This is a genomic window from Niabella aurantiaca DSM 17617 (assembly GCF_000374125.1).
Classification (GTDB): Bacteria; Bacteroidota; Bacteroidia; order Chitinophagales; family Chitinophagaceae; genus Niabella; species Niabella aurantiaca.
Genome location: NZ_KB893633.1, coordinates 1 through 21,580, shown reverse-complemented (window position 1 = coordinate 21,580; position 21,580 = coordinate 1). Strand labels below are relative to the sequence as shown.

Sequence of the window (21,580 nt, the reverse complement as noted above, 5' to 3'; positions counted from 1 at the left end):
ATTTAATTAAAGCTTTCAGCAGGATGCGGGGTTCTTGCTAATTTTGCATCCTCATTGATAAAAAAAACCAGTTTTCAGAATGGAAAGAGTCTACAATTTTTCGGCCGGGCCTTGTGCATTACCGGAGGCGGTGCTGTTGCGCGCACAAAAGGAGTTATTGAATTATAACCATACCGGAATGTCCGTAATGGAAATGAGTCACCGATCGAAGGATTATATGGCCATCATCGAATCAGCGGAGCAGCTGTTCCGCGAGCTGATGCAGGTACCGGACAACTATAAGGTGTTGTTCTTACAGGGAGGCGCTTCCAGCCAGTTTGCAATGGTGCCCCTGAACCTGATGAACCGGAATAGAAAGGCGGACTATGTAAATACCGGTGTTTGGTCCGATAAGGCCATCAAAGAAGCGTCCCGTTATGGAACCGTTCAGGTGGTGGCCAGCTCAAAGGATAAAACCTATAACTATATCCCTGCACTGGATCCGGCAACCTTTACTCCGGATGCGGATTATTTTCATATTACGACCAATAATACCATCTATGGTACCCGGTTCAATGAGTTGCCCGATACCGGAAATGTTCCTCTGGTAGGCGATATGTCATCCGATATCCTGTCTAAATATTACGATGTACGGAAATTCGGATTGATTTATGCCGGTGCTCAAAAAAATATGGGTGCAGCGGGCGTATGCGTGGTTATTGTAAGGGAAGACCTGCTGGGTAATGCAATGGATTTTACCCCGGCCATGATGAACTATAAGAATCATGCGGACAATGGTTCCATGTTCAACACGCCACCTACCTATGGCATTTATTTGTGTAAATTGGTTTATGAGTGGCTAAAGGAACAGGGCGGGGTAGATGCCATTGCGCAGGTGAACATCGAAAAAGCAAAGCTGCTGTACGAGTTCATCGATAATTCGGCATTGTTCAGCGGCACTGCCGCCCGGGAAAACCGCTCCATTATGAATATCCCTTTTATTACGAAAGAGCATGCACTGGACGACCAGTTCCTGAAAGATGCGGCAGCTGCGGGGTTTGTGAACCTGAAAGGGCATCGTACTACCGGTGGTATGCGGGCCAGCATTTATAATGCAACCCCGCTGGAAACGGTTCAGAAGCTGGTGGATTTTATGAAGCAGTTTGAGCTGGCGCATCAATAACGATGATCTGAAAAAGAAGTATCGGTCTGCTGCATTTTGACATTTGTCCCTTTGTTCGGATCTTGAGGTTGTTACGGGTGATAGACGCATAAAACCCTCCGGTGTAGCTGTATGACCGGGGGCCGCAATTTTGGAGAGGCCGCTTTCTGTTCGGAGCGGAAAGGCTTTATTTTTTATCTTTACGGTATGTTGCACCCACTGATCGCCACGGTACGCAGGTTTACCGCTTTTCCTGATGCGGAAGCTGATTATTTCCTCTCTTTTTTTTCCGAAAAAAAATACAAAAGGGGAGCGGTCTTGCTTGAGGAAGGCCATGTTGCCCATGAAGTGTTTTTTATCATGAAAGGGGCCACCCGCCAATATTTCTTCAATGAAGAGGGACAGGAGCGCACCTGCAATTTTTCAATGGAACAGGAGTTCATCACCGATCTCGAAAGCTTTTCCCGGAAAGCTCGGTCAGCTACGTCCATCGTGGCCCTTGAGCCCACAACCTGTATGGCGATCGCCTGTACAGATCTGGCAACGGCGCTTCATACATCTCCCGCAACGGCAGAGTTTTTCAGGATTGTCGTGGAGCACGTAGCAGCAGAAAATATCCGCCGCACCAAATCGTTGCTGTCCCTTTCGCCGGAAAAACAATTCAGCGACCTGCTGCGCGACAAGCCCCTGTTGTTCCAGCGCGTACCGCAGCGCTATATAGCCCAATACCTGGGCATCGCACCCGAAAGCCTGAGCCGCATCCGGAAACGCATGATGGCGGTTCAAAAATCTTAACACAGATCATCGTTTACGTTGAAGGACCGGGGTAGGTTTGCAGGTATAAAAACAAATAATCATGCAAACCATTTTAGGAGCCGGCGGTGATATCGGAAAATTGCTTGCAACAGCGTTGCGGTCTTATACAGACGAGGTACGGCTGGCCGGGCGCACTCCCGAAAAAGTGAACGCGGAAGATCTGCTTTTAGCGGGTGATCTGCTGGATCCTGCTTTTGTGAATCAGGCTGTGCGGGGCAGCGAGGTGGTGTATTTAACGGCAGGGTTGCCATACAACGCCGTCGTTTGGGAACAGCAATGGCCGCGGATCATGGAAAATGTAATCGGGGCCTGTGTGCAACACCAATGCAAGCTGGTGTTTTTCGATAATGTATATGTCTATGCAAAAAAAGAGATCCCTTTTATGAACGAGGGAAGCCGTACCGATCCACCTTCCAGAAAGGGCAGGGTACGGGCAAAGCTGGTCCGGATGCTGGAAACGGCGGCAGAAACAAAAGAACTGCGCTATATCATAGCCCGCAGTGCCGATTTTTATGGCCCCGGTGCACGGAACGGGATATTGAACCTGTTGGTGCTGAACAACCTGAAAAAGGGACGGAGCGCCAACTGGCAAACGGACGCCCATAAGGTACATTCCCTGACCTATACGCCGGATGCGGCAAAGGCCACGGCCCTGCTGGGCAATACCGACTCCGCATACGGACAGGTATGGCATCTGCCTACATCTGAAGAACGGCTTACCGGTAAACAGCTGATCGGGCTGGCTGCACAGCAGCTGCGGGTAAGGCCCCGGTATTTTGTGCTGTCACCGTTCCTGCTTGCTTTGGGTGGATTGTTTTCCCGTACGATCAAAGAGCTTGGAGAAATGCAATACCAGAACAACCAGGATTATTATTTTGACAGCTCAAAATTCATACAGGCATTCGGGTTTGAGCCTACCAGCTATCATGAGGGGATCCGGCAAACGGTCAACAGTGATTCTTATAGCACGCAGCGAAGCTGAGGTGCGGCGGACGCGGCAGTAATTAGTATTTGATTTCATGTGAAGGCGCGCTGGTCTTTGGTGTTCTGGCAAGCAACGAAGTTTAATAATCTTTGTCGGAGTTTTTTGGGGGCGGGAAAGGAGCATTGATTCATTTTCCGGGCCCCTTTCAGGAGACCCGGAAAAGAAGGGGTTTGTGTGTCCGGTCAATAGTCTGCTTAAATGATCTTATGCTCCATGGCCAGCTTGATAACAGAGAACATATTGTTGGTCTGAAATTTTTGTATGATATTCCTGCGGTGGGTTTCAACGGTCAGCTGGCTCAGGTATAGCTTGTCTGCAATATCAGTGCTGGAAAGCCCTTCTGAGATCAGCCTGAGGATCTCTTTTTCGCGCTTTGTCAGCGAGGGAATGCTGTTCCAGTCGTTTGTTGCCGGACCAGACAGGATATCTTTTGCTTCTTTGCTGAGGGCTGTTTCTCCTTTCATGCCTTTTTCGATGCAGTCGAGCAACTCATCCGCCGAAGCATTTTTGAGCAGGTAGCCGCTGGCCCCGTTTTGCAGCATTTGCTGGATGATGCTGCGTTCCGCCTGGTTGCTGATCGCCAGGATGGTGATGTCGGGATATTTCTTTTTTATATCCCGGCAAAGTTCGAGCCCGTTAGCGTCCGGTAACACAATGTCCAGCAGTACTACGTCGGCTCCATTGGTTTTCAGATAATTCAGGAAATCGGATCCTGTCGTAAAGCTTACAATGTCGAAGCCCGTTGCGGAAGCCAGCAGGTTTTTCAGCCCTTCAATTACAATAGGATGATCGTCTACAATGGCAAGAACCAGTTGATCATGCTGCAACATATAATTCCATATTTATGGTTGTACCTTCATTGGCTGCCGACACCACGTCTATTTTGCCATTCAGGTATTTCACCCTGTTTTCAATATTGATCAGCCCGATCCCTTTTTTCCCTTCAGTCTGGCTGTTGAAGCCAATCCCGTCGTCCTCCACTGTTATATAAAAGCGGTGCTCTTCCTGGCTGCATTGTACCATGATATTCTTTGCCCCCGAATGCCGGATAGCATTGGCCAGCGCTTCCTGTATGATGCGGTAGATGACCACCTGTATGGAAAGCTCCATGCGCTCATCAATGTCAAATGCCGTAAAACTAATATGCGTTTCCCGTGTCATCAGCGATGCACAGAGGTCTTTGAGCGCCGTTTGTAATCCAAACCGGATAAGGCTTTCCGGCATCATATTCCGGGCGATCCGTCTTAACTCCGTTACCGATTTGTCCAGCTGATCAATGATGGTATGCAGCTCCGGCTGACCATTCTGCACCGGGTGGTCCTGGCTGCTGGCATGACTGGACAATTTGAGCTTTATTCCGGCAAGCATTCCGCCCAGACCGTCGTGAAGATCCCGCGCTACACGTCTTCTTTCCCGTTCCTCGCCTTCCAGCATGGCCTCGGTGGTCATGATCTGCCGCTGCTGCTCCATTTCTTTTAATCGCTGCCGGTAGTTCTGTTCCCGCTGGGCTGCCAGTCTTTTGAATGTTCTGTAAGTGATGGTCACAAACAGCAGCACGATAAAAATGGTGATGCAGATAACGATCAGGACCAGGGTGCTCAGCCGCGAGTTTTTGGCTTTGAGCGCTGTTTCTTTATTTTCTGCCTGGAGCAGCGCAATCTCTTTTTCTTTTTCGGCCGTATTGAATTTTGTTTCCATGTCCGAAATACCAGCCTTCAGGTTCCGCAGATACATGGTGTCGCGCAGAACGCTGTATTTTTTCAGCCACTCGTAAGCGTGGGGTATATCGTTCAGATGGTCATAGGTCGCAGACATTTCGAACGCATGCATCACCTCGTCCTCCATAAAGGTATATTGCTTGTTTCTGATAACGGTTTGCAGGGCACCCAGGGCAGACCTGTATTTTCCCATTGCCGTATATACCTTGTACACCTGGAATCGCAGGGAATTTTCCAGGCGGTGCTGTTTCAGTTTTTGTGCAAGCGGGATGCCAGCCCGCAGGCTTTTCAACGCGGCTTTCGGGTTCCCCGTCTTCCGGTAATAGATGCTTCTGGTCAGCGCATAATCGATGTTGTATTCGGACCCGGGATAGGGTCTGAGCAGGACCTCCATTTCGTCGAGCAGAGGCCGGGCATATTGCATACTGTCCATATAGCAGAAATTCTTTGCCTGGTTATCCAGCGCCAGGATCATTGTTTCGGGTTTTGGTTGTGCTTTTCTCAGCAATGACAGTCCCTTTTTGAAAAAAGTTTCCGCTTTGGAGTGCATCAGCTGGTTCATATACACCATGCCTACATCGTTATAGTAGCTGCCTTCGCGCTCCCGGTCGCCGGCCTTCCGGACAAGCGGGATGGCGTGGTTCAATATGACCGCTACCATTTCCTTTTCATTGTCCTTCCGCTGTTGCAGGGTGCCATAGTTCCGCCAGGCCCTTGCCCGGTAAACGAGGGCTTCCTGAAGCGGTACCGGTTCAAGCAGCTTTTCTGATTGCCGGTATTTTTTTGCTGCCTGCTCCATTTGAAAATCATGCAGGAGCAGCGCTTCGTAAAAAACAGCCAGGGCCTGTAAATAGGAGCTGTTCCTGCTGTATTTTTTCCCTTCCCTCAGATAAAATGCTGCTTTTGCCGTGTCCGTATAGCTCCAGTAATCGGATAAGAAATAATTGAGCCGGGCTGTGGTGCTGTCATCTTTGGAGTGGCGCAACAATCCTTGCAGGCTGTCGGCATAGCCGGCATAGCCCAGCATCGATTGCCCTGGTATTTCCGGGGCTGTCAGGCTGCATACAAGGAGTAGTAACAGGTATCGCATGAGGCAAAATAAAAAAATATTTCATTTTGGCTGAACGCTCACCGAAATATACCGAAAAACAGGTAGGTAAAAAGGCAAAAAATGGGGTTTCTGTGGCCTGAAAAGAAAAAGCAGCCGGCGTATCGCCTGCTGCTTTTATTATCCGATGCTGGTTTATTTATTTTTTAGAGGCCTTTTTGGCCGCGGCTTTCTTTTTTGCGGGGGCTTTTTTGGCTGCTGTTTTTTTAGCGGGTTTGCTGAATGCTCCCGGAAGTTCAGCCTCGATCATTTTTTTTACAATTGCCACGTCCAGCTGGGCTACTTCTTCGGGCGCATATTTTGTTCCGTCTTCTTTTCGTCCAAGCTTCACCATTTTTTTGCCAAAACGGATAAAAGCGCCCCAGCGGCCGTTTTCCAGCGCAATCTTTTCCTCCGGCCATTGCCGGATGTACCGGTTGGCTTCTTTTTCGACCTTGGTTTTGATCAGTTCGTCAACATCGCTCTGTGAAAGATTTTCAAAATCGTAGCGGCGGGGCACATTGATGAAAAGGTCGTTCCACTTAATATAGGGGCCAAAACGACCTTTACCCCGGGTTACCGGCTTTCCGTCGAACTGGGCTATGGGCGCATCTGCAGCCTGTTTCTCGCTGATCAGCGCAATGGCGCGCTCCATATCCACGGACAGAGGGTCTTCCGTACGCGGAATGGAAATAAAATCCTCCCCCCATTTTACATAGGGGCCAAAGCGGCCTACGTTTACAGAAACTTCTTTGTCTTCGTAGGTGCCCAATGTTACGGGCAGTTTGAAGAGGTCCATGGCCTCGGCAAAGGTTATGGTTTCGATACTTTGTCCTTTGCGCAGCGTGGCAAACCGGGGTTTTTCCTCATCTTCCGCGTTCCCGATCTGGATCATGGGGCCAAAACGGCCCATGCGCGCAATGACCGGTTTCCCGGTAGCGTCCTCAATTCCCAGCTCGCGTTCTCCCTTGATGCGTTCTGCGGTTTCAATCGTATTTTCCACGTCTCCTTTAAACGGATGGTAGAAGTCGTCGATGAGCTTGTTCCAGGGCAGTTTGCCGTTGGCGATCTCATCAAATTCTTCTTCGATCTTGGCGGTAAAGCCATAGTCCATAATATCCTCAAAGTACTGTTTGAGGAAATCGGTTACCACCAGCCCGAGATCGGTTGGGAAAAGCTTCGACTTTTCTGCTCCGGTGATCTCTGCATTTTCTTTTTTGGCAAGCTGATTGTCTCTTAAGATGATCGTGCGGTATTTGCGCTCGATACCTTCCTTGTCGCGCTTTTCAACATATTCCCGCTTCAGGATGGTTGATATTGTGGGTGCATAGGTGGAAGGCCGGCCGATACCCAGTTCCTCCAGCTTTTTTACGAGAGAGGCTTCGGTGTAGCGGGGAGAGGGACGGGTAAACCGTTCCGTACCGGTCATTTCGACCAGGGGAAGCTTTTGCCCGGTGGTCAAAGGGGGCAGCATGCCTTCCTGCAGTTCATCTTCCTGGATGTCTTCGTCATCACGGTCTTCCCGGTAAAGCTTCAGGAACCCGTCAAATTTCACCACTTCTCCGGTAGCGGACAGTTCTTCTTTGTTGGTCGAGATCTCAATTTTTGCCGTGGTCTTTTCCAGCTGTGCATCCGCCATCTGGGAGGCCATGGTACGTTTCCAGATCAGGTCATAAAGCCGCTTCCAGTCTGCATTTTCAACAGTGCTGTTGCTCATATAGGTAGGGCGGATGGCCTCGTGCGCTTCCTGGGCGTTCTCGTTCTTATTCTTAAACCGGCGAAACTGATGATAGGGCTCACCATACATGCTCTTTATCGTGTTGGTAAGATCCGAAAGCGCCGTATTGCTCAGGTTCACACTGTCTGTACGCATATAGGTGATGTGCCCGTTCTCATACAATTGCTGCGCGATCTGCATGGTCCTGCTTACGCTGTAACCAAATTTCCTGCTGGCTTCCTGCTGCAGGGTCGAGGTGGTAAAGGGTGGGGCGGGGCTGCGCTTTCCTGGTTTTACCTGTATGTCTTTAACGGTATAATCCGCATTTACGCAGGACTGCAGGAACTTTTCGGCATCTTCTGCCGTATTGAATTTGGCACCTTCCGCTTTAAAAGATATTTTTTTGCCATTGTTATCCGTAGCCGTAAAAATGGCAACGATCTTGAAGCTGCTCTGTGCTTCAAAAGCGTTGATCTCCCGTTCCCGTTCTGCGATCAGCCGTACGGCCACACTCTGAACCCTTCCGGCGCTCAGGTTGTTCTTAACGCTTATTTTTCTCCAGAGCACGGGGCTCAGTTCAAATCCAACGATGCGGTCCAGTATCCTGCGGGCCTGCTGGGCATCCACGAGGTTCATATCTACATGGCGGGGGGCCGCTACTGCTTGTTGTATGGCAGGTTTGGTGATCTCGTTGAACACGATCCGCTTGGTGGTCTTCGGGTCCAGTCCCAGCACCTCACATAAATGCCAGCTGATGGCCTCACCTTCACGGTCCTCATCCGTTGCCAGCCACACTTCTTCGCTTTTTGAGGCAAGCTGTTTGAGATCGCGTACCACTTTTTCCTTTCCCTCCGACACCACATAGCGCGGATGGAACTGTTTTTCGATATCGATCCCCATTCCGGCCTTCTCAAGATCACGGATGTGCCCGAAACTGCTCTTTACCTGGAAATCCTTGCCTAAAAACTTCTCAATGGTTTTTGCCTTTGCCGGGCTCTCAACGATCAATAAATTCTTCGCCATAATTCTTTTCTGAACAACGCTTTTGTTACCAAATTTTGGGCAAGATTAGAATTTTTTTTTTAAATCCCCTCAATTTTTACCCCCCGGCAGCCACCAGTGCCTGGTTTTATCCCCTGCTTTTCATTGAATTATGTCCCTGTTACTATTTTATTATGACCCGGATCCGGTTGCCGCAAACATGGTACCATGGTCAGGAAAGAAAGCCGGCCACTTCTTTTAAGACGGACTCATTCCGGTAGACCCTGCTGTGTCCAAGCCCTTCGGTAAATATAAAACGGATATTGGAAGGCGCCAGGCGTTGTATTTCCAGCGCTTCGCTCACCGGGGTTACCGGGTCCTGCGTATCGTGGATCCAGAGAACGGCACTTTTCAGGGCAGGGAGGCACCGCCGGATCGTAAACCAGTCCAGCCCCCGGCCGCTGATCCGGACCACATTATTATAAAAGTGCTGCCGGACCCCGGGGTCTGTAACCTGCATTTCCTTTAAAAAAACGGTTGCCAGCCCTGCCGTATCGGCTGCGGGAGCAAACAGAACGATCTTTACGGATGCGTTTTCCGGCAGCTCGGCGGTGGCCAGGGCAATTGCCAATCCTCCGAACGAATGACCGATATAGGCATCAAAGGGCCCGTACTGAACAGTCAGTTCTGATATCAGCCTGGTATAGTCAACCGCATTGATCTGTCTGCCGCTGCTCAGCCCATGCGCCGGGGCATCAAAGGCAACAACCTCGTAACCTTTTTCAACAAGCAGGGGAATGAGGTGCTCAAAACGTTGTGTGTGCGATCGGAAACCATGGGCAATGAGGAGCTTTCGCCCGGCACCATTGTTCCAGCGGTATCCTTTCAGCTGCTGCCCCTGAAAAGTGTGCGCGAGCTGTTCGGCCGATCGCAGCACCGGTGTAAGGGAATAACCCGCCTTGCCCAGGGGTGTGCAAAAGATGCGGAAGGTGGTATTTCCGGCGCGTTCTTTTGAAACCAGCGCCAGCAGCCGGATACGGACCTTAAAGAGCTCCTTTATAAAATTTTGTAATTTCATGCGCGAAAACAAAGGTATCTATATTATGAACATTGTTATTATCGGGTCCGGAAATGTGGCGGCTGTGCTGGGAAGGAAACTGCTGAAAGCCGGTCATGAGATCATACAGATCTATGGACGCAACGCTGCGGCTGCCTCTGAGCTGGCGTATGAGTGGAATACAGAATCGACCAATTATACAAGCCTGATAACAAAGACGGGCGATGTTTATCTGATCGCCATAGCCGATTCCGCCATTGGCGCCCTGGCGGGAGATCTGCGGTTGAACGGTAAAATTGTGGCGCATACAGCAGCGGCGGTGCCTATGGAGATCCTAAAGGCGGCGACAGAGCATTACGGCGTTTTTTATCCGCTGCAAAGTATGCGAAAGGAGCAGGATCGGCTCCCCGAGCTGATGATCTATACAGAAGGTGCTGATGCCTACACAAAAAATATATTGGATCAGCTGGCAGCCTCCATTACCGGCAGCCCGGTACATACTGCGGATCTGGATAAGCGGTCAAAACTGCACGTAGCGGCCGTATTCGCCAGTAATTTTACCAACTATTTATTTGACCTGGCAGAATCCTTCTGTAAAAAGGAGGGGATCGCCTTTCAGGAATTGCTGCCGCTGGTGCAAAACACAGTGAAGCGCCTGGATCATGAATCACCGGCCGGCATGCAAACGGGACCTGCCATCCGGAAAGATCTGGATACGATCCGGCGGCACCAGGAGCTTTTGAAGGCGTACTCCGAGCATCTTGCGGTATACAATTTCCTGACCGATGCGCTGATGAAGCATTCGGTTCCTGAAAAATACCGGATGTAATGCGTTAAAAATAAACGTTAGCTGCTGAAATCTGTCTGAAGGCTGAAAGCTGACAGCTGATCGCTTACAACTGATCACCCGATTCTCAAATCGCAACGCAGAAAACTCGGCGATTCAGTTGAATCCAATACATTTGCATCAGCTTTAATAAAACGAGTATAGAATGAACCTGTTGCAGCGTTTCCAGAAAATAAAGGTGTTTATTTTTGATGTGGACGGAGTGCTTACGAACGGCGACCTGCTGATACTGGAAAGCGGTGAAATGGCCCGGGTGATGAATGTAAAAGACGGGTATGCTTTGCAGCTGGCCCTGACGCTGGACTACAGCATTGTGGTGGTCTCCGGGTCGGCGCCCTCGGCCGTGCAGCAGCGTTTGAACCGGTTGGGGATCCGGGAAGTACACTTTGAGATCCGGGATAAGAAAGGGTTTGTTCTGCAACTGATGAATGACCGTAATCTGGACCCGGATGAAGTGTTATTTATGGGAGACGACGTACCGGACCTGCCGGTATTTGATGTTGTGGGGCTGCCGGCATGCCCGGCCGACGCGGTGAGTGAGGTGCAGCAGAAAGCACGGTTTATTTCCGGTTTCAATGGCGGCCGCGGTTGTGTGCGGGAGGTGATCGAAAAAGTATTGCGCAGTAATGGTCATTGGGGCAATGAATCCCTGATCGCTTCTACTTAAAATTAACAACCGGATGAAGATAGCGGCATTTTTCAAATTGGTGCGTTACCCGAATCTTATTTTTATTGCGCTGACGCAGGTGATGTTTCAGTATTGTATTTACCTCCCTGTTTACCGCGGACTGGTGCCCGAAGGGGATCTGTTCCAGTTCCTGCTCCTCATGCTGGCCTCTGTATTTATAGCAGCGGGGGGAAACATCATCAACGATTATTTCGATATGAATATCGACCGGATCAACAAGCCGCAGAAAATGATCATCGGCAAATACATCAACCGCCGGTGGGCGCTGGTCTGGCATCTGGTGCTGAGCGTGCTGGGGATATTGCTGACGGCCATTGCAGTAAATCCTTTTTCCCGCTGGTACCTGGTGGTGGCCAATATCGCCTGCGTATTGCTGCTCTGGTTTTACTCGGTAAAATTTAAAAAGGAGATCCTGATCGGGAATATCGTCATCTCGCTGCTGACGGCCTGGACGATCATGATCATTTTTCTTTCCAAGTTCTCGTTCTCCGATGCCTTCGGAGGCGGACATACCGGCCAGCTGAAGCTTTTCCGGTTTGCGGTATTGTATGCAGGATTTGCCTTTATTATTTCGCTGGTACGCGAAGCAATAAAAGATGTGGAGGACATCGCCGGCGATCAGAAGTACGGCTGCAATACCATGCCGATCGCATGGGGCGTGAATGCCACCAAAGTATATGTTGCCGTATGGCTTACTTTATTGATAGCGCTTTTGCTTGTAGTTCAGTTTTATATCCTGCAGCTGGGCTGGTGGCCGGGCGTTGTGTATTGTGTACTGCTCATCATTGTGCCGGCAGCCTATCTGCTCCGGAAGCTGGTTGCTGCAAACACGCCAGGTGAATACCACTATTTAAGTATGGTAACCAAAGGCCTCATGCTGACCGGCATCCTGTCGATGGGCATTTTTTATTTTTATTTGTAATTTTATGACCAGCAACCGCATTGTTCTTGCCTCCTCGTCCCCGCGCCGTAAGCAGATACTGGAATGGGCAGCCGTTCCGTTCGATGTTCTGGTACGGGAAACAGATGAGCGTTTTGACCCTGCGCTGGACCTGCATGCCGCCGTTGCCGATGTGGCCAGAAGAAAGGCAATGGCCGTATGGGAGGAGGTGGAAGAAGGCCGGATCATTCTTGCGGCAGACACTATTGTTGCGCTAAAAGATGGGGTGATCGGCAAGCCACGGAGCAGGGAGGACGCCATTGACATGCTGACCCGGCTGCAGGGCCGCACCCACCAGGTAATCACCGGCGTAGCGCTGGTAAAGGGCCGGCAGGAGATCCTGTTCTCAGATACAACAGAAGTTACCTTTTATCCGTTGACCACCCGGCAGATCACGTATTATATCGACCACTATCAGCCTTTTGACAAGGCCGGCTCCTATGCCATACAGGAATGGATCGGCGTTACCGGCATCAAAAAGATCAACGGGGATTTTTATAATGTAATGGGGTTGCCGGTGAGCAGAATATTGCAGGAAATCCGTAAATTGCAGTACCTGCTCGCAGAAGACGGATCAATGCCGTTTCCTTAAGCGATGTTTATGATTGCCGCGGATACGCTGACAGCGCCTGCGGCGCCTTCTCTGCGGTATTTGAGTACTATTAAAGCCTGTACCAAATCTGCGCATCTGCGGTTTTAAGGAAACAACATTGGAAGGCGAATGAGCATTTGATAACCTGAAAAACAGCAACCTCATGAACGAACAGCTACTCCAATACATTTGGCAGTTCCAATATTTCAATGCACGATCTTTAACAACAACAGAAGGAACCCCTGTACAGGTATTGAACGTTGGCATGTTGAACCGGAATCAGGGTCCGGATTTTGAACATGCGCGCATACGCATCGGCAATACACTCTGGGCCGGCTCTGTAGAACTGCATCTGAAAACTTCAGACTGGGACCGGCATTGCCATCAGCACGACCGCAATTACCGCAAAGTGATCCTTCACGTAGTATATGAAGATGACCAGGCGGTTCCGGCGGCAGCCCTGCCCGTTGTTGAACTGAAAACGCTGATCTCAAGAAACCTGCTGAACCGGTATGAACAACTTTGCAACGCCCGGTCCTTCATCCCCTGTGAAAAGCTGATCGCGGCAGTTCCGCAGATCACGCTCAATGTGTGGAAGAGCCGGCTGGTGGCAGAACGCCTGATCCGGAAAGGAGCCGTGGTGGAAGATTATCTTGAAACCAATCACCTTCACTGGGAGGAAAGTTTTTGGTGGCTGCTGGCAAAAAATTTTGGACTGCCGGTGAACGCAGACGCATTTGAAGCCCTGGCAAAGAGTATCCCGCTGAAACTGCTGACAAGGCATAAAAAACAGATACAGCAGCTGGAGGCATTGCTATTGGGACAAGCGGGCTTGCTCAACGGTACTTTTGAAGATCCTTACCCGGTAATGCTTCAGCGGGAGTACCGGTTTCTCCAAAGAAAATATACGCTGCGGCCGGTGGTGCATTCCGTTCATTTTTTACGGATGCGCCCCGGCAGTTTTCCAACAGTGCGCCTGGCACAGCTAGCTGCTGTGATTGCTTCTTCGGCCCATCTGTTCTCCAGGATCATCGAGGAAGAATCATTGGAAAACGTGCGGCGGTGGTTCAAGGCCGAGGCCAATGATTTCTGGCATTATCATTATACCCTGGACGGACAAAGCGCGCTAAAAATAAAATCGATCGGGCCCTACATGATCGACAGTATCATCATCAATACCATTGCACCGCTGCTCTTTGCTTATGGCAATATGTATGACCGGCACGCCCTGAAGGAAAAGGCCATCCGCTGGCTGGAAGAAACACCGCCTGAAAAGAATAGCATTACAAGGGGATTTGAACGCCTGGGCTTGATGAGCCGGTCTGCCATGGATTCGCAGGCCTTTATTGAACTAAAGAGCCGGTATTGTGATCAGCGCAAATGCCTTTATTGTTCGGTGGGAAATTACCTGCTGAAAAGAGAAAAATAAACACCAGCCGACCAGGGATAGAGGTGAAGCACAAGGGTAAAAATGATCATCATTATGTGCAAACGGTTGCACTGTTCCAGATCCTGGCTTACAGATAAATGTGCAAACGATTGCGCTTAAAAAACAGATTTTTTTTAAAGAAATTCTGGGTGAATGTAGTAATCTTGTTAAAGGATCACTAAGAGGTAGTGTTTGGCATAGACGCATTGTTTGTTGATGTACCCCGAAGTTACGAAAACGTTATAGACGCTCTGGTCCTTCCCCTGTTCGGAATTGCAGAGCATACTCAAGTAAACCGGATCAAACCAAGTCGCCCGGATCAGGGGCGCAAAGCTGAATATTCCGGCACGGAATGACGATTGATCTAAGGCTGTATTTTTTGGTCATACTACTTAATATATTTACATGAAAAAAGTTTTTACCGGTTGCCTGTTCCTGCTGTTTTGCATTCTGGGAAAGGCGCAAGATCAGCACCTGATCTCGGGAGTGGTTACCGATACCTCCGGGGCGCCCTTGCCAAATACGAGCATTATAGACGTGGCAACGAAGAAAGGGACGCTGGCGGACAGCCTGGGGCGATTTTCACTTTCTATTTCTGAAAAGAGTGCAAAAATAGAAGCGAGCCTGGTTGGGTTTGCCAGCCAGAAATTAACGGCTGATGCGGGGGTGGAACTGCTCATAAAGCTGTTGCCGGCAGCCGAGTCCAGTCTGGACAACGTAGTGGTGGTAGGATATCAGGCACAGTCCTTAAAAAAAACAACCAGTGCTGTGCAGGTGATCTCCGGCCGGGATATAGAAAATCTTCCCGGTCCCAGTTTTGATCAGCTGCTACAGGGCAAGGTGTCGGGGGTGAATATTCAAAACTTTAGCGGTGAGCCCGGCGTCCGGAATACATTTACTGTCCGTGGGAATTCCACCATTATGACCAACCTGAATACGGACGAATTTGATGCGGCAAGAACAATGAGCACGCCTTTGTACGTAATTGATGGCGTGCCCATGTCTGTTACCGATATGGAAAGCATCAGTTCCAGCGGTACTAACCTTCTGGCGGGACTCAGCCTTGCAGATATCGAAAGCCTCAGCGTACAAAAAGACGCTGCGGCCACCGCCGTATGGGGTGCGCGGGGCGCTAATGGAGTGATCGTGATCAAAACCAAAAAAGGAAAATCCAAAACGCCGCTCGTAAGAGCTTCTTACTACCGGGGGCTTGTTGAAAGACCGAAATTGTTGCCCACCGCCATCGGTGCAGAAGAACGCAGGCAAAAAATGGACCTGATCAATGCTTACGGCAGCTATGCTCAAAAAGCAACCATCCCTCAAATGCTTGCCGATAGTCTGAACCCTTCTTTTAACAATGCTACCGACTGGCAGGAGATCTTTTACAACCGGGGGAAGATCGATAACGCTGATCTGAGCGTATCACAGGGTACTGAAAAATACAATTACCGGGTGAGCGCCAATTTTTATAATGAGGACGGCATCGTCCGGCAAACGGGTATTACAAAATATGCGCTGCGGGGAAATCTGGGGTTCCATTTTAGTCCTAAAATAACGACCAATTTTAATTTCTCAGCATCCCGGCTCAACAGGAAGAGGGGGCTTGGCAAAGGAAAAGATGACGTATTGCCCATTAGTCCTACGCAGATGCCGGCATCCTTTTATCCGATCAGTGAAACCGATCGTAACTTTTATTTCGGACAGTTTGACAATCTGAAAGACAAAAACCAAACCGATCAACTGAGCCTGTCGCTGCAAACAAACTACAAAATTCTGGAAGGGCTCGAATACACCTTTTTGGGAGCCTACTCCAACGCAAACGATAAGCGCGACCGTTTTCAGCCATCTTCCATTGCTGCGGACGGACGCTCTTTTGCTGAAAGCAGGAATGGCGTATTTGAGAGCTATCAGCTTACCAATACGCTCGGTTATACCAAGTCTTTTGGCGAGCGTACGCATAACCTGGGTATCGTTGCTACACAGCAGTTCCAGCTGGATCAAAAATCGGGCAGTGTGCTGGGGGGATACAACGTGCCGGATGACAATATCAAAGCTGTATTCGGTATTCCGCAAAACGATCTGTACGGAAGCTCCTATGAACAGAAAGCCGGCCTCCTGTCTTACCTGGCACAGTTCTCCTATGATTTCAGGGAACGGTACCTGTTGAACCTTTCCCTGGCAGCAAACGCTTCCTCCCGGTTTGGTGATAATACAAAATGGGGGTATTTCCCCGCCATTTCGCTGGGATATATTATTTCTGACGAACCGTTCATGAAAAATATAGAATGGATCAACCAGTTAAAAATAAGAGGCAGCTATGGTCTTTCGGGCGAGTCCCCGTCAGATTTTTATGCCCCCTTTAATATATGGGACCTGGACAGAGGTACCTATAATGGTATTGTACAGGCTACCCCTTCTTTTAAAAAACCGATCACCCTTCCCAACCTGACCTGGAACAAATCCAACCAGACAAATATCGGGTTGAATCTTTCTATGTTTGACAGCAGGATCAACTTAACCGCTGATGCCTATCGCAAGTACAATACCAACCCCATCCTGAGCTTTCCGTTCCCCTTTTTTACCGGTTATACAACGGTCGTATACAATGCCCCGGTAAGGATCCTGAACGAGGGGATAGAGCTGAACCTGAATACCAAGAATCTGGGTCCTCAAAGCGCTTTACAATGGGAAACGAACATTGTCTTCAGCTATAACAAAAACAGGATCGCGGCATTGCCCAACGGGAACCGTTCATTTTTTGGTGATTCGAGAAACTATAACCAGTCACTGATCTATTCTGTAGGTGCACCCATTTACGGTTGGGCGCAAATGCAATACAACGGGGTGTATAACCGGGATCCGGAAATACCGGTGAATCCGTACACCGGCCAGCGGCTGACTTATTTTAAAGGTAATTACCCGGTGCAACCCGGGTACCCCTACTGGATTGATGTAAATAAAGACTGGGATGTATGGAGTGATGAAGACAAGGGAGAGCAGTATGGTGATCTGGTGCCGACGGGAGATCCCAACCCCAGGTTTACCGGAGGGATTTATAACCAGTTTACCTTTAAACAGTTCTTTGTAGCCATTCAGTGTACCTACACGTTTGGAAGAGATATCATCAATAATTTTGATGCCAACCAGTTTGCCGGAGTATGGAATTTTGGGAACACGATCTATGATTTTGCACGGTTCCGCCTGCCGGATCTTACGGGAAGAGATTACTGGACACCTGCGAAGGCGATGGATCCCAATTATAAAGCCAATTTTCCCAGCATCAGTCCGTATGGTCCCAATTTTTATCAGTTCCTGCCATTTTCCACGATGTGGAATGACAACGGAAATTATTTTAAAATACGTTCGGTCACACTGGGATATACGGTACCGGCAGAAACCGTACAACGCATCGGTTTTAAAAACGGGAGAATCTTTGCGATCATCGACAATATTTATTCCTTTCAGAAATCGAATGTGCCGGATGCAGAGCTTGTAACCCCGCAGGGCGAATATACCGGCTCTGCATACCCGCTGCCGCGGAAATATACTTTAGGTTTTGAACTTACTTTCTAATAATAAAAATACTTTCCAGTTATGAACATCCATTTTAAAATGATACCACGCAGGACGATTGTACTGGGACTCCTTTTCCTGGTCTTACTGCCTTCCTGTAAAAAGTACCTTTACCTGAAGCCGGAAGATTCCACTTATGATAAAGTGTTTTGGGCTTCCGGAGCAAATGTGGAGAAAGCGCTGGCCGGTGCAAGCGGGCTTTTCCGGGATGCGATCACTGCAAGCCGTCTTCATTTTATTGTAGGCGATTTTGTAACATCCGAATTTTTGAGAGGGAGCGATTTCTGGAATTTTGAGGCGCTTTCTATTGACGGGCAGAATAACTATGCTTATACGCCTTATATTGAGCCGGTATCCAACTGGACGAGTTTTTACGGGGTGATCAATCAGTGCCATCTGATCGTTGAAAACACTCCGAATATTGATGATTCAAAATTTGAGGGTGGGGCCGATCAAAAGAAGCAGCTGCTGGGTGAAGGATATTTCTTAAGGGCGCTTACTTATTTTTATATGTTACGTATTTGGGGTGAGCCCGTCGTAACCAGGCATTCGGTTGTAGACCCGTTGAATGTGCCTCCGGTTCCAAGGTCAACGGATGAAGAAACGCTCGGCTATTGTATAGAGGATCTCTTGAAAGCAGCAGATCTTTTACCACCCAAAAGCGACAACCCGGTTTATGCAGACAAAAATGCGGCCTGGGCGCTGCTGGCGCATATTTATGCATGGAAACATGATTATGAAAATGCGGAGAAGTACTGCGATGAAGTGATCAGTAAGGGGGGATATACCCTGGAACCCATCGATACTTATACAAATATCTGGGACGCACAATCAGGCGAGACCATTTTTGAAGTATTCCTGAAATATGATAAAGGGAACAATGAAGCTCAAAAAGACTTTTTCAATATTTTCCTGTTTAATCCCATTGTAAATAAAGGAAACAATAGTTCCTGGGCGGTAAATACGGACTATGCGGACGAGCTCTTCGGTGACGAGAACGATCAGCGTTATGCAAAGATCTTTACAAACGGACAGGGGGGCGTGATGTTAAGCAAATATACCGGCGTGAACCATTTTGATCCCAACCGGCCGGATGAATACGTCATCGATAATAACCTCGTATTGTTCCGCCTGGCAGATATAAAACTTTTAAAAGCGGAAGCCTGCGTGAAACTGAACCAGGTGGCAGAGGCGCGTAAAGAAATCAATGATATCCGGAACAGGGCGCAGGCAACACCGCTGGCAGATAATGCCTCCTGCAGTATGGAAACGGTATTTGATGAGCGTGCAAGGGAACTCTATGGCGAAGGCAGCCTGGCCTTTGATAATATACGGATGAAACTTACCAATCCCGACTATGCTCAAACACTCCCGGATCCCTTCACACCGGAACGTGTAAAGGCAAAAGGGTATTATTGGCCGCTTGCCATGCGTATTTTACTGCCGCAAAATGCATTGTTAACGCAAAATGAATGGTGGAAGAATCATTGATCATAAATCGAATAATATGAAAAAGATATTTATAATAGCTATTACCTGTACAGGGCTTGCATTACTGGCTTCCTGTAAACGCGATGCGTACCTTACCGGAGGGTCAGTGCATAATGCAAAATTCGATATGACCACTTACGATTTTTTAAAGAATCGTCCTGATGGCCTGTTTGATACCCTGCTTTTGCTGTTAGATCAGGCTGGACTTAAAGATCTGGTGAATAAGAATGGTATTACTTTTTTTGCCCCGACGGACTATTCCATCCTGAAGTACCTGGATTCGAGAACCCGGCAGGAACAGGAAATAAATGAGAACAGGAAATGGACCCTGGATTCCATGATGAAATATGAATTGCCCAAATTTGCCGACTCGCTGAAGACCTATATCGTGGATCAGAAATTGAGTTACGGGAACCTTACCAATAACGGCTCGATGATGCCCACCGAAAAAGCAGGATCTCAGACAGTGGTATCTTACGAAGAAATAAAACCCGATCACCCGGATTATGATAAACTTGGGGGGAATAGCAATGTTTCCACCAATCCGCGTATTGTTTATTACACCCCGCTCTACGCACCGTTATCACCGCCGATCGTGGCCACCGATATTACGCCGGAGCAGGGCAGAAGAGAGCGGGTTCAAACTTCGGGTATCGAAACGAATACCGGCATGATCCAGGTATTGAATAATGATCATATATTGTTTTTCCGCCAGCCTTAATCATCTATAAACAATTAAAAATGAGCAGAACATTTTTTACAATATTCATAGCCGCATTCGTGCTGGTTTCCGGGCTTGCAGCATGTAAAAAGCTCCCCGATGGTTTTCTGAGCACCACGCTCCGTTATGAGGAAGATCCGATCCTGATCAACAAAGGACAGCTCCGCGTCAGTTCCGCGCTGAATTTCGACGGTTCCAGCAAACCGGCAAAAATAGAATTGGTGCATATTTATAACCGGACCACCGGAGAGAACGTAGATGCGCTTTTTGCAAAAAAAGTACCCATGAAGATCTGGACGGGGATCCTGGATCCCAAAACGGATACAACGATGGAGGCCATAGCAGCAAAACAGAAAGAAGTGATGCTGGCGCCGCTTGCGATCAATGAGGTCAGCGGTCAGCTGGAGTCGAACTACGGCACACTGGATCTGCCTTCGGGGGGCTATACTTTTGATTTGCGAATAACAAACGGGGCCGGATCAAAAGTGTACCCGAGGATCGGTAATTTCGACCTGGTGGATGCTCCGGCTTTTGAAACTCCTTCGGCCCCTTATCTGAGAATGAGTAAAGTGGGGGATGAGGGAACCGGAGTCAACCTGACAAGCGCTGCCGATCTTGATGTAAAGATCGAGCACCTGAATCTTACCGATAACAAAGTGATCCTGAAATTTGTGGATAAGAACGGTGTGGTGTTTAACCCGGCAGCAGGCGAGGTGGCCAAACGCCCCAATACCGGCCTGAATCCCGTGCCACCCAATTTGCAGAATTTTGAGGACTATGCATTTAAGACAAGCATCTTTAATGATCGCATGGAGTTTGTTTATGTTACGATCCCATTCCCGCTGAATTCTCTTGGAAACGGTTTTAATCTTTACTACCGGATACCGGCACAATATTTTAATTATGATGATCAGGCAGCCTATCCCAAAGATGCATGGAATGCAAATCCCCGGTTCTCCTTCAGGGCCTATGTTCCCGGAACCTACCAGGTCACTTTTACCATGCGCAGGATAAGCCACCGGTAATACCGGTGTTCCAATAGAAAAGGGCCGTACCGGCATCGCGGTACAGCCCACTATTCTTTTTTAAAATCCGGCAACCGGCTTAATAGCGCCTTTTGTTACTCCGGTCCTGCGCATAGTTGCGATTGCGGCGGTCATTTTCGTATACGTTTTTTTCCCGTTTGTTGCCCCGGTACGCATAGTCTCTTATGGATACCTGTGTGTGATTGTTCCGGTAGCGGTTATACCGGTTTTGATGAACCGTGTTATCGCGCCAGGGATTTTTATCGTTGATCACTACTTTATAGGTATTGTAGAGATTGATATTCCCGTACTGGCGGGGCAGGTTGCGGGTGGTAACCCAGCTCCGCCGATCCTGGTAAATATAGGTCCGGTTATATACATCATAATAGACGTTGATCTCCGGAAGGTAATAATAGCGCGCCTGGTTGTAGCCGTAAGGACCCCATTGTGGCTGAGTACCGATGTTTACACGGATATTTACCTGGGCACTGATCGGTTGGGTAGCGGCCATTCCGCCTGCCAGCATCATTAAAATAACGTGAGTTCGGCAATTAAGCGTTTAGTTATTAATATATTAGGGTTGGATATTGTACTAAAAACAAAAGTTCAGCTTTAAATTTGTAATTGAAACAAAAACTACAATCTAAATGCTGAACTAATGACAGATATAAAGTTAGTAGAAATCTTCGTTAGATGCGATGATTTTTACAAGGAGTTTGAGAAATTCCTGGATGCTAAGGGGCTTGAGTGCCCTTTAAAAAAAACTCGCTTC

General features: G+C 48.7%; 17 protein-coding genes. 12 read left to right on the top strand and 5 right to left on the bottom strand.

Translation table 11 applies throughout. The annotated features are described in order from the left end of the window. Nucleotides 1-79: 79 nt before the first annotated feature. The 3 genes from serC to B160_RS0112520 all read left to right on the top strand — a co-directional run bounded on the left by serC (nucleotide 80) and on the right by B160_RS0112520 (nucleotide 2,939). On the top strand, nucleotides 80-1,162 hold the full coding sequence (gene serC / locus B160_RS0112530; protein ID WP_018628265.1) for a 3-phosphoserine/phosphohydroxythreonine transaminase: 1,083 nt from the start codon (nucleotides 80-82) through the stop codon (nucleotides 1,160-1,162). 186 nt (nucleotides 1,163-1,348) lie between these two features. Continuing rightward, nucleotides 1,349-1,936: a Crp/Fnr family transcriptional regulator gene (locus B160_RS0112525; protein WP_040679829.1), complete on the top strand. Its 588-nt coding sequence runs from the start codon at nucleotides 1,349-1,351 to the stop codon at nucleotides 1,934-1,936. A 61-nt stretch (nucleotides 1,937-1,997) separates the two neighbouring features. Continuing rightward, on the top strand, nucleotides 1,998-2,939 hold the full coding sequence (locus B160_RS0112520; protein ID WP_018628263.1) for an NAD-dependent epimerase/dehydratase family protein: 942 nt from the start codon (nucleotides 1,998-2,000) through the stop codon (nucleotides 2,937-2,939). Nucleotides 2,940-3,136: 197 nt separating this feature from the next. On the opposite strand, the gene B160_RS0112515 is transcribed toward B160_RS0112520, so the two are convergent. The 4 genes from B160_RS0112515 to B160_RS0112495 form a co-directional block, all read right to left on the bottom strand. Continuing rightward, on the bottom strand, nucleotides 3,137-3,772 hold the full coding sequence (locus B160_RS0112515; RefSeq protein ID WP_018628262.1) for a response regulator: 636 nt from the start codon (nucleotides 3,770-3,772) through the stop codon (nucleotides 3,137-3,139). Continuing rightward, a complete protein-coding gene (locus B160_RS0112510; protein WP_157558037.1) occupies nucleotides 3,759-5,750 on the bottom strand; it encodes a tetratricopeptide repeat-containing sensor histidine kinase in 1,992 nt (663 codons plus the stop codon). The genes B160_RS0112515 and B160_RS0112510 overlap by 14 nt, the downstream gene beginning before the upstream one ends. A gap of 157 nt (nucleotides 5,751-5,907) precedes the next feature. Continuing rightward, nucleotides 5,908-8,487, bottom strand: a complete 2,580-nt coding sequence (gene topA, locus B160_RS0112500) for a type I DNA topoisomerase (RefSeq protein WP_018628260.1) — start codon at nucleotides 8,485-8,487, stop codon at nucleotides 5,908-5,910. Nucleotides 8,488-8,677: 190 nt separating this feature from the next. Continuing rightward, entirely contained in the window at nucleotides 8,678-9,523 is an 846-nt protein-coding gene (locus B160_RS0112495) for an alpha/beta hydrolase (RefSeq protein ID WP_018628259.1), read from the bottom strand. Between B160_RS0112495 and B160_RS0112490 the strand changes: the two genes are divergently transcribed. The 9 genes from B160_RS0112490 to B160_RS0112450 all read left to right on the top strand — a co-directional run bounded on the left by B160_RS0112490 (nucleotide 9,522) and on the right by B160_RS0112450 (nucleotide 20,808). Next, nucleotides 9,522-10,331 (top strand): Rossmann-like and DUF2520 domain-containing protein, encoded by an 810-nt coding sequence (locus tag B160_RS0112490; protein WP_018628258.1) that lies wholly within the window; start codon nucleotides 9,522-9,524, stop codon nucleotides 10,329-10,331. The two genes, B160_RS0112495 and B160_RS0112490, sit on opposite strands and share 2 nt — an antisense overlap. A 163-nt stretch (nucleotides 10,332-10,494) precedes the next feature. Next, nucleotides 10,495-11,016: a KdsC family phosphatase gene (locus tag B160_RS0112485; protein ID WP_018628257.1), complete on the top strand. Its 522-nt coding sequence runs from the start codon at nucleotides 10,495-10,497 to the stop codon at nucleotides 11,014-11,016. Between the two features lies 1 nt (nucleotide 11,017). Beyond that, complete coding sequence (locus B160_RS0112480) at nucleotides 11,018-11,959, top strand: geranylgeranylglycerol-phosphate geranylgeranyltransferase (RefSeq protein WP_281163367.1); 942 nt, start codon at nucleotides 11,018-11,020, stop codon at nucleotides 11,957-11,959. A gap of 4 nt (nucleotides 11,960-11,963) precedes the next feature. Further along, nucleotides 11,964-12,569, top strand: a complete 606-nt coding sequence (locus B160_RS0112475) for a Maf family protein (RefSeq protein ID WP_018628255.1) — start codon at nucleotides 11,964-11,966, stop codon at nucleotides 12,567-12,569. Nucleotides 12,570-12,732: 163 nt separating this feature from the next. Continuing rightward, nucleotides 12,733-13,998: a DUF2851 family protein gene (locus tag B160_RS0112470; RefSeq protein WP_018628254.1), complete on the top strand. Its 1,266-nt coding sequence runs from the start codon at nucleotides 12,733-12,735 to the stop codon at nucleotides 13,996-13,998. A 405-nt stretch (nucleotides 13,999-14,403) separates the two neighbouring features. After that, entirely contained in the window at nucleotides 14,404-17,571 is a 3,168-nt protein-coding gene (locus B160_RS0112465; RefSeq protein WP_018628253.1) for a SusC/RagA family TonB-linked outer membrane protein, read from the top strand. A 21-nt stretch (nucleotides 17,572-17,592) separates the two neighbouring features. Then, the gene (locus B160_RS0112460) at nucleotides 17,593-19,062 is read left to right on the top strand and encodes a RagB/SusD family nutrient uptake outer membrane protein (protein WP_018628252.1); all 1,470 of its coding nucleotides are present in this window, start codon (nucleotides 17,593-17,595) and stop codon (nucleotides 19,060-19,062) included. Nucleotides 19,063-19,078: 16 nt separating this feature from the next. Beyond that, nucleotides 19,079-19,783, top strand: a complete 705-nt coding sequence (locus tag B160_RS30625; RefSeq protein WP_018628251.1) for a fasciclin domain-containing protein — start codon at nucleotides 19,079-19,081, stop codon at nucleotides 19,781-19,783. A gap of 20 nt (nucleotides 19,784-19,803) precedes the next feature. After that, on the top strand, nucleotides 19,804-20,808 hold the full coding sequence (locus tag B160_RS0112450; protein WP_018628250.1) for a DUF5007 domain-containing protein: 1,005 nt from the start codon (nucleotides 19,804-19,806) through the stop codon (nucleotides 20,806-20,808). A gap of 79 nt (nucleotides 20,809-20,887) precedes the next feature. Here the strand turns inward: B160_RS0112450 and B160_RS0112445 are convergent, their stop codons facing one another. Further along, on the bottom strand, nucleotides 20,888-21,337 hold the full coding sequence (locus tag B160_RS0112445) for a hypothetical protein (protein ID WP_018628249.1): 450 nt from the start codon (nucleotides 21,335-21,337) through the stop codon (nucleotides 20,888-20,890). Nucleotides 21,338-21,580 lie beyond the last annotated feature (243 nt).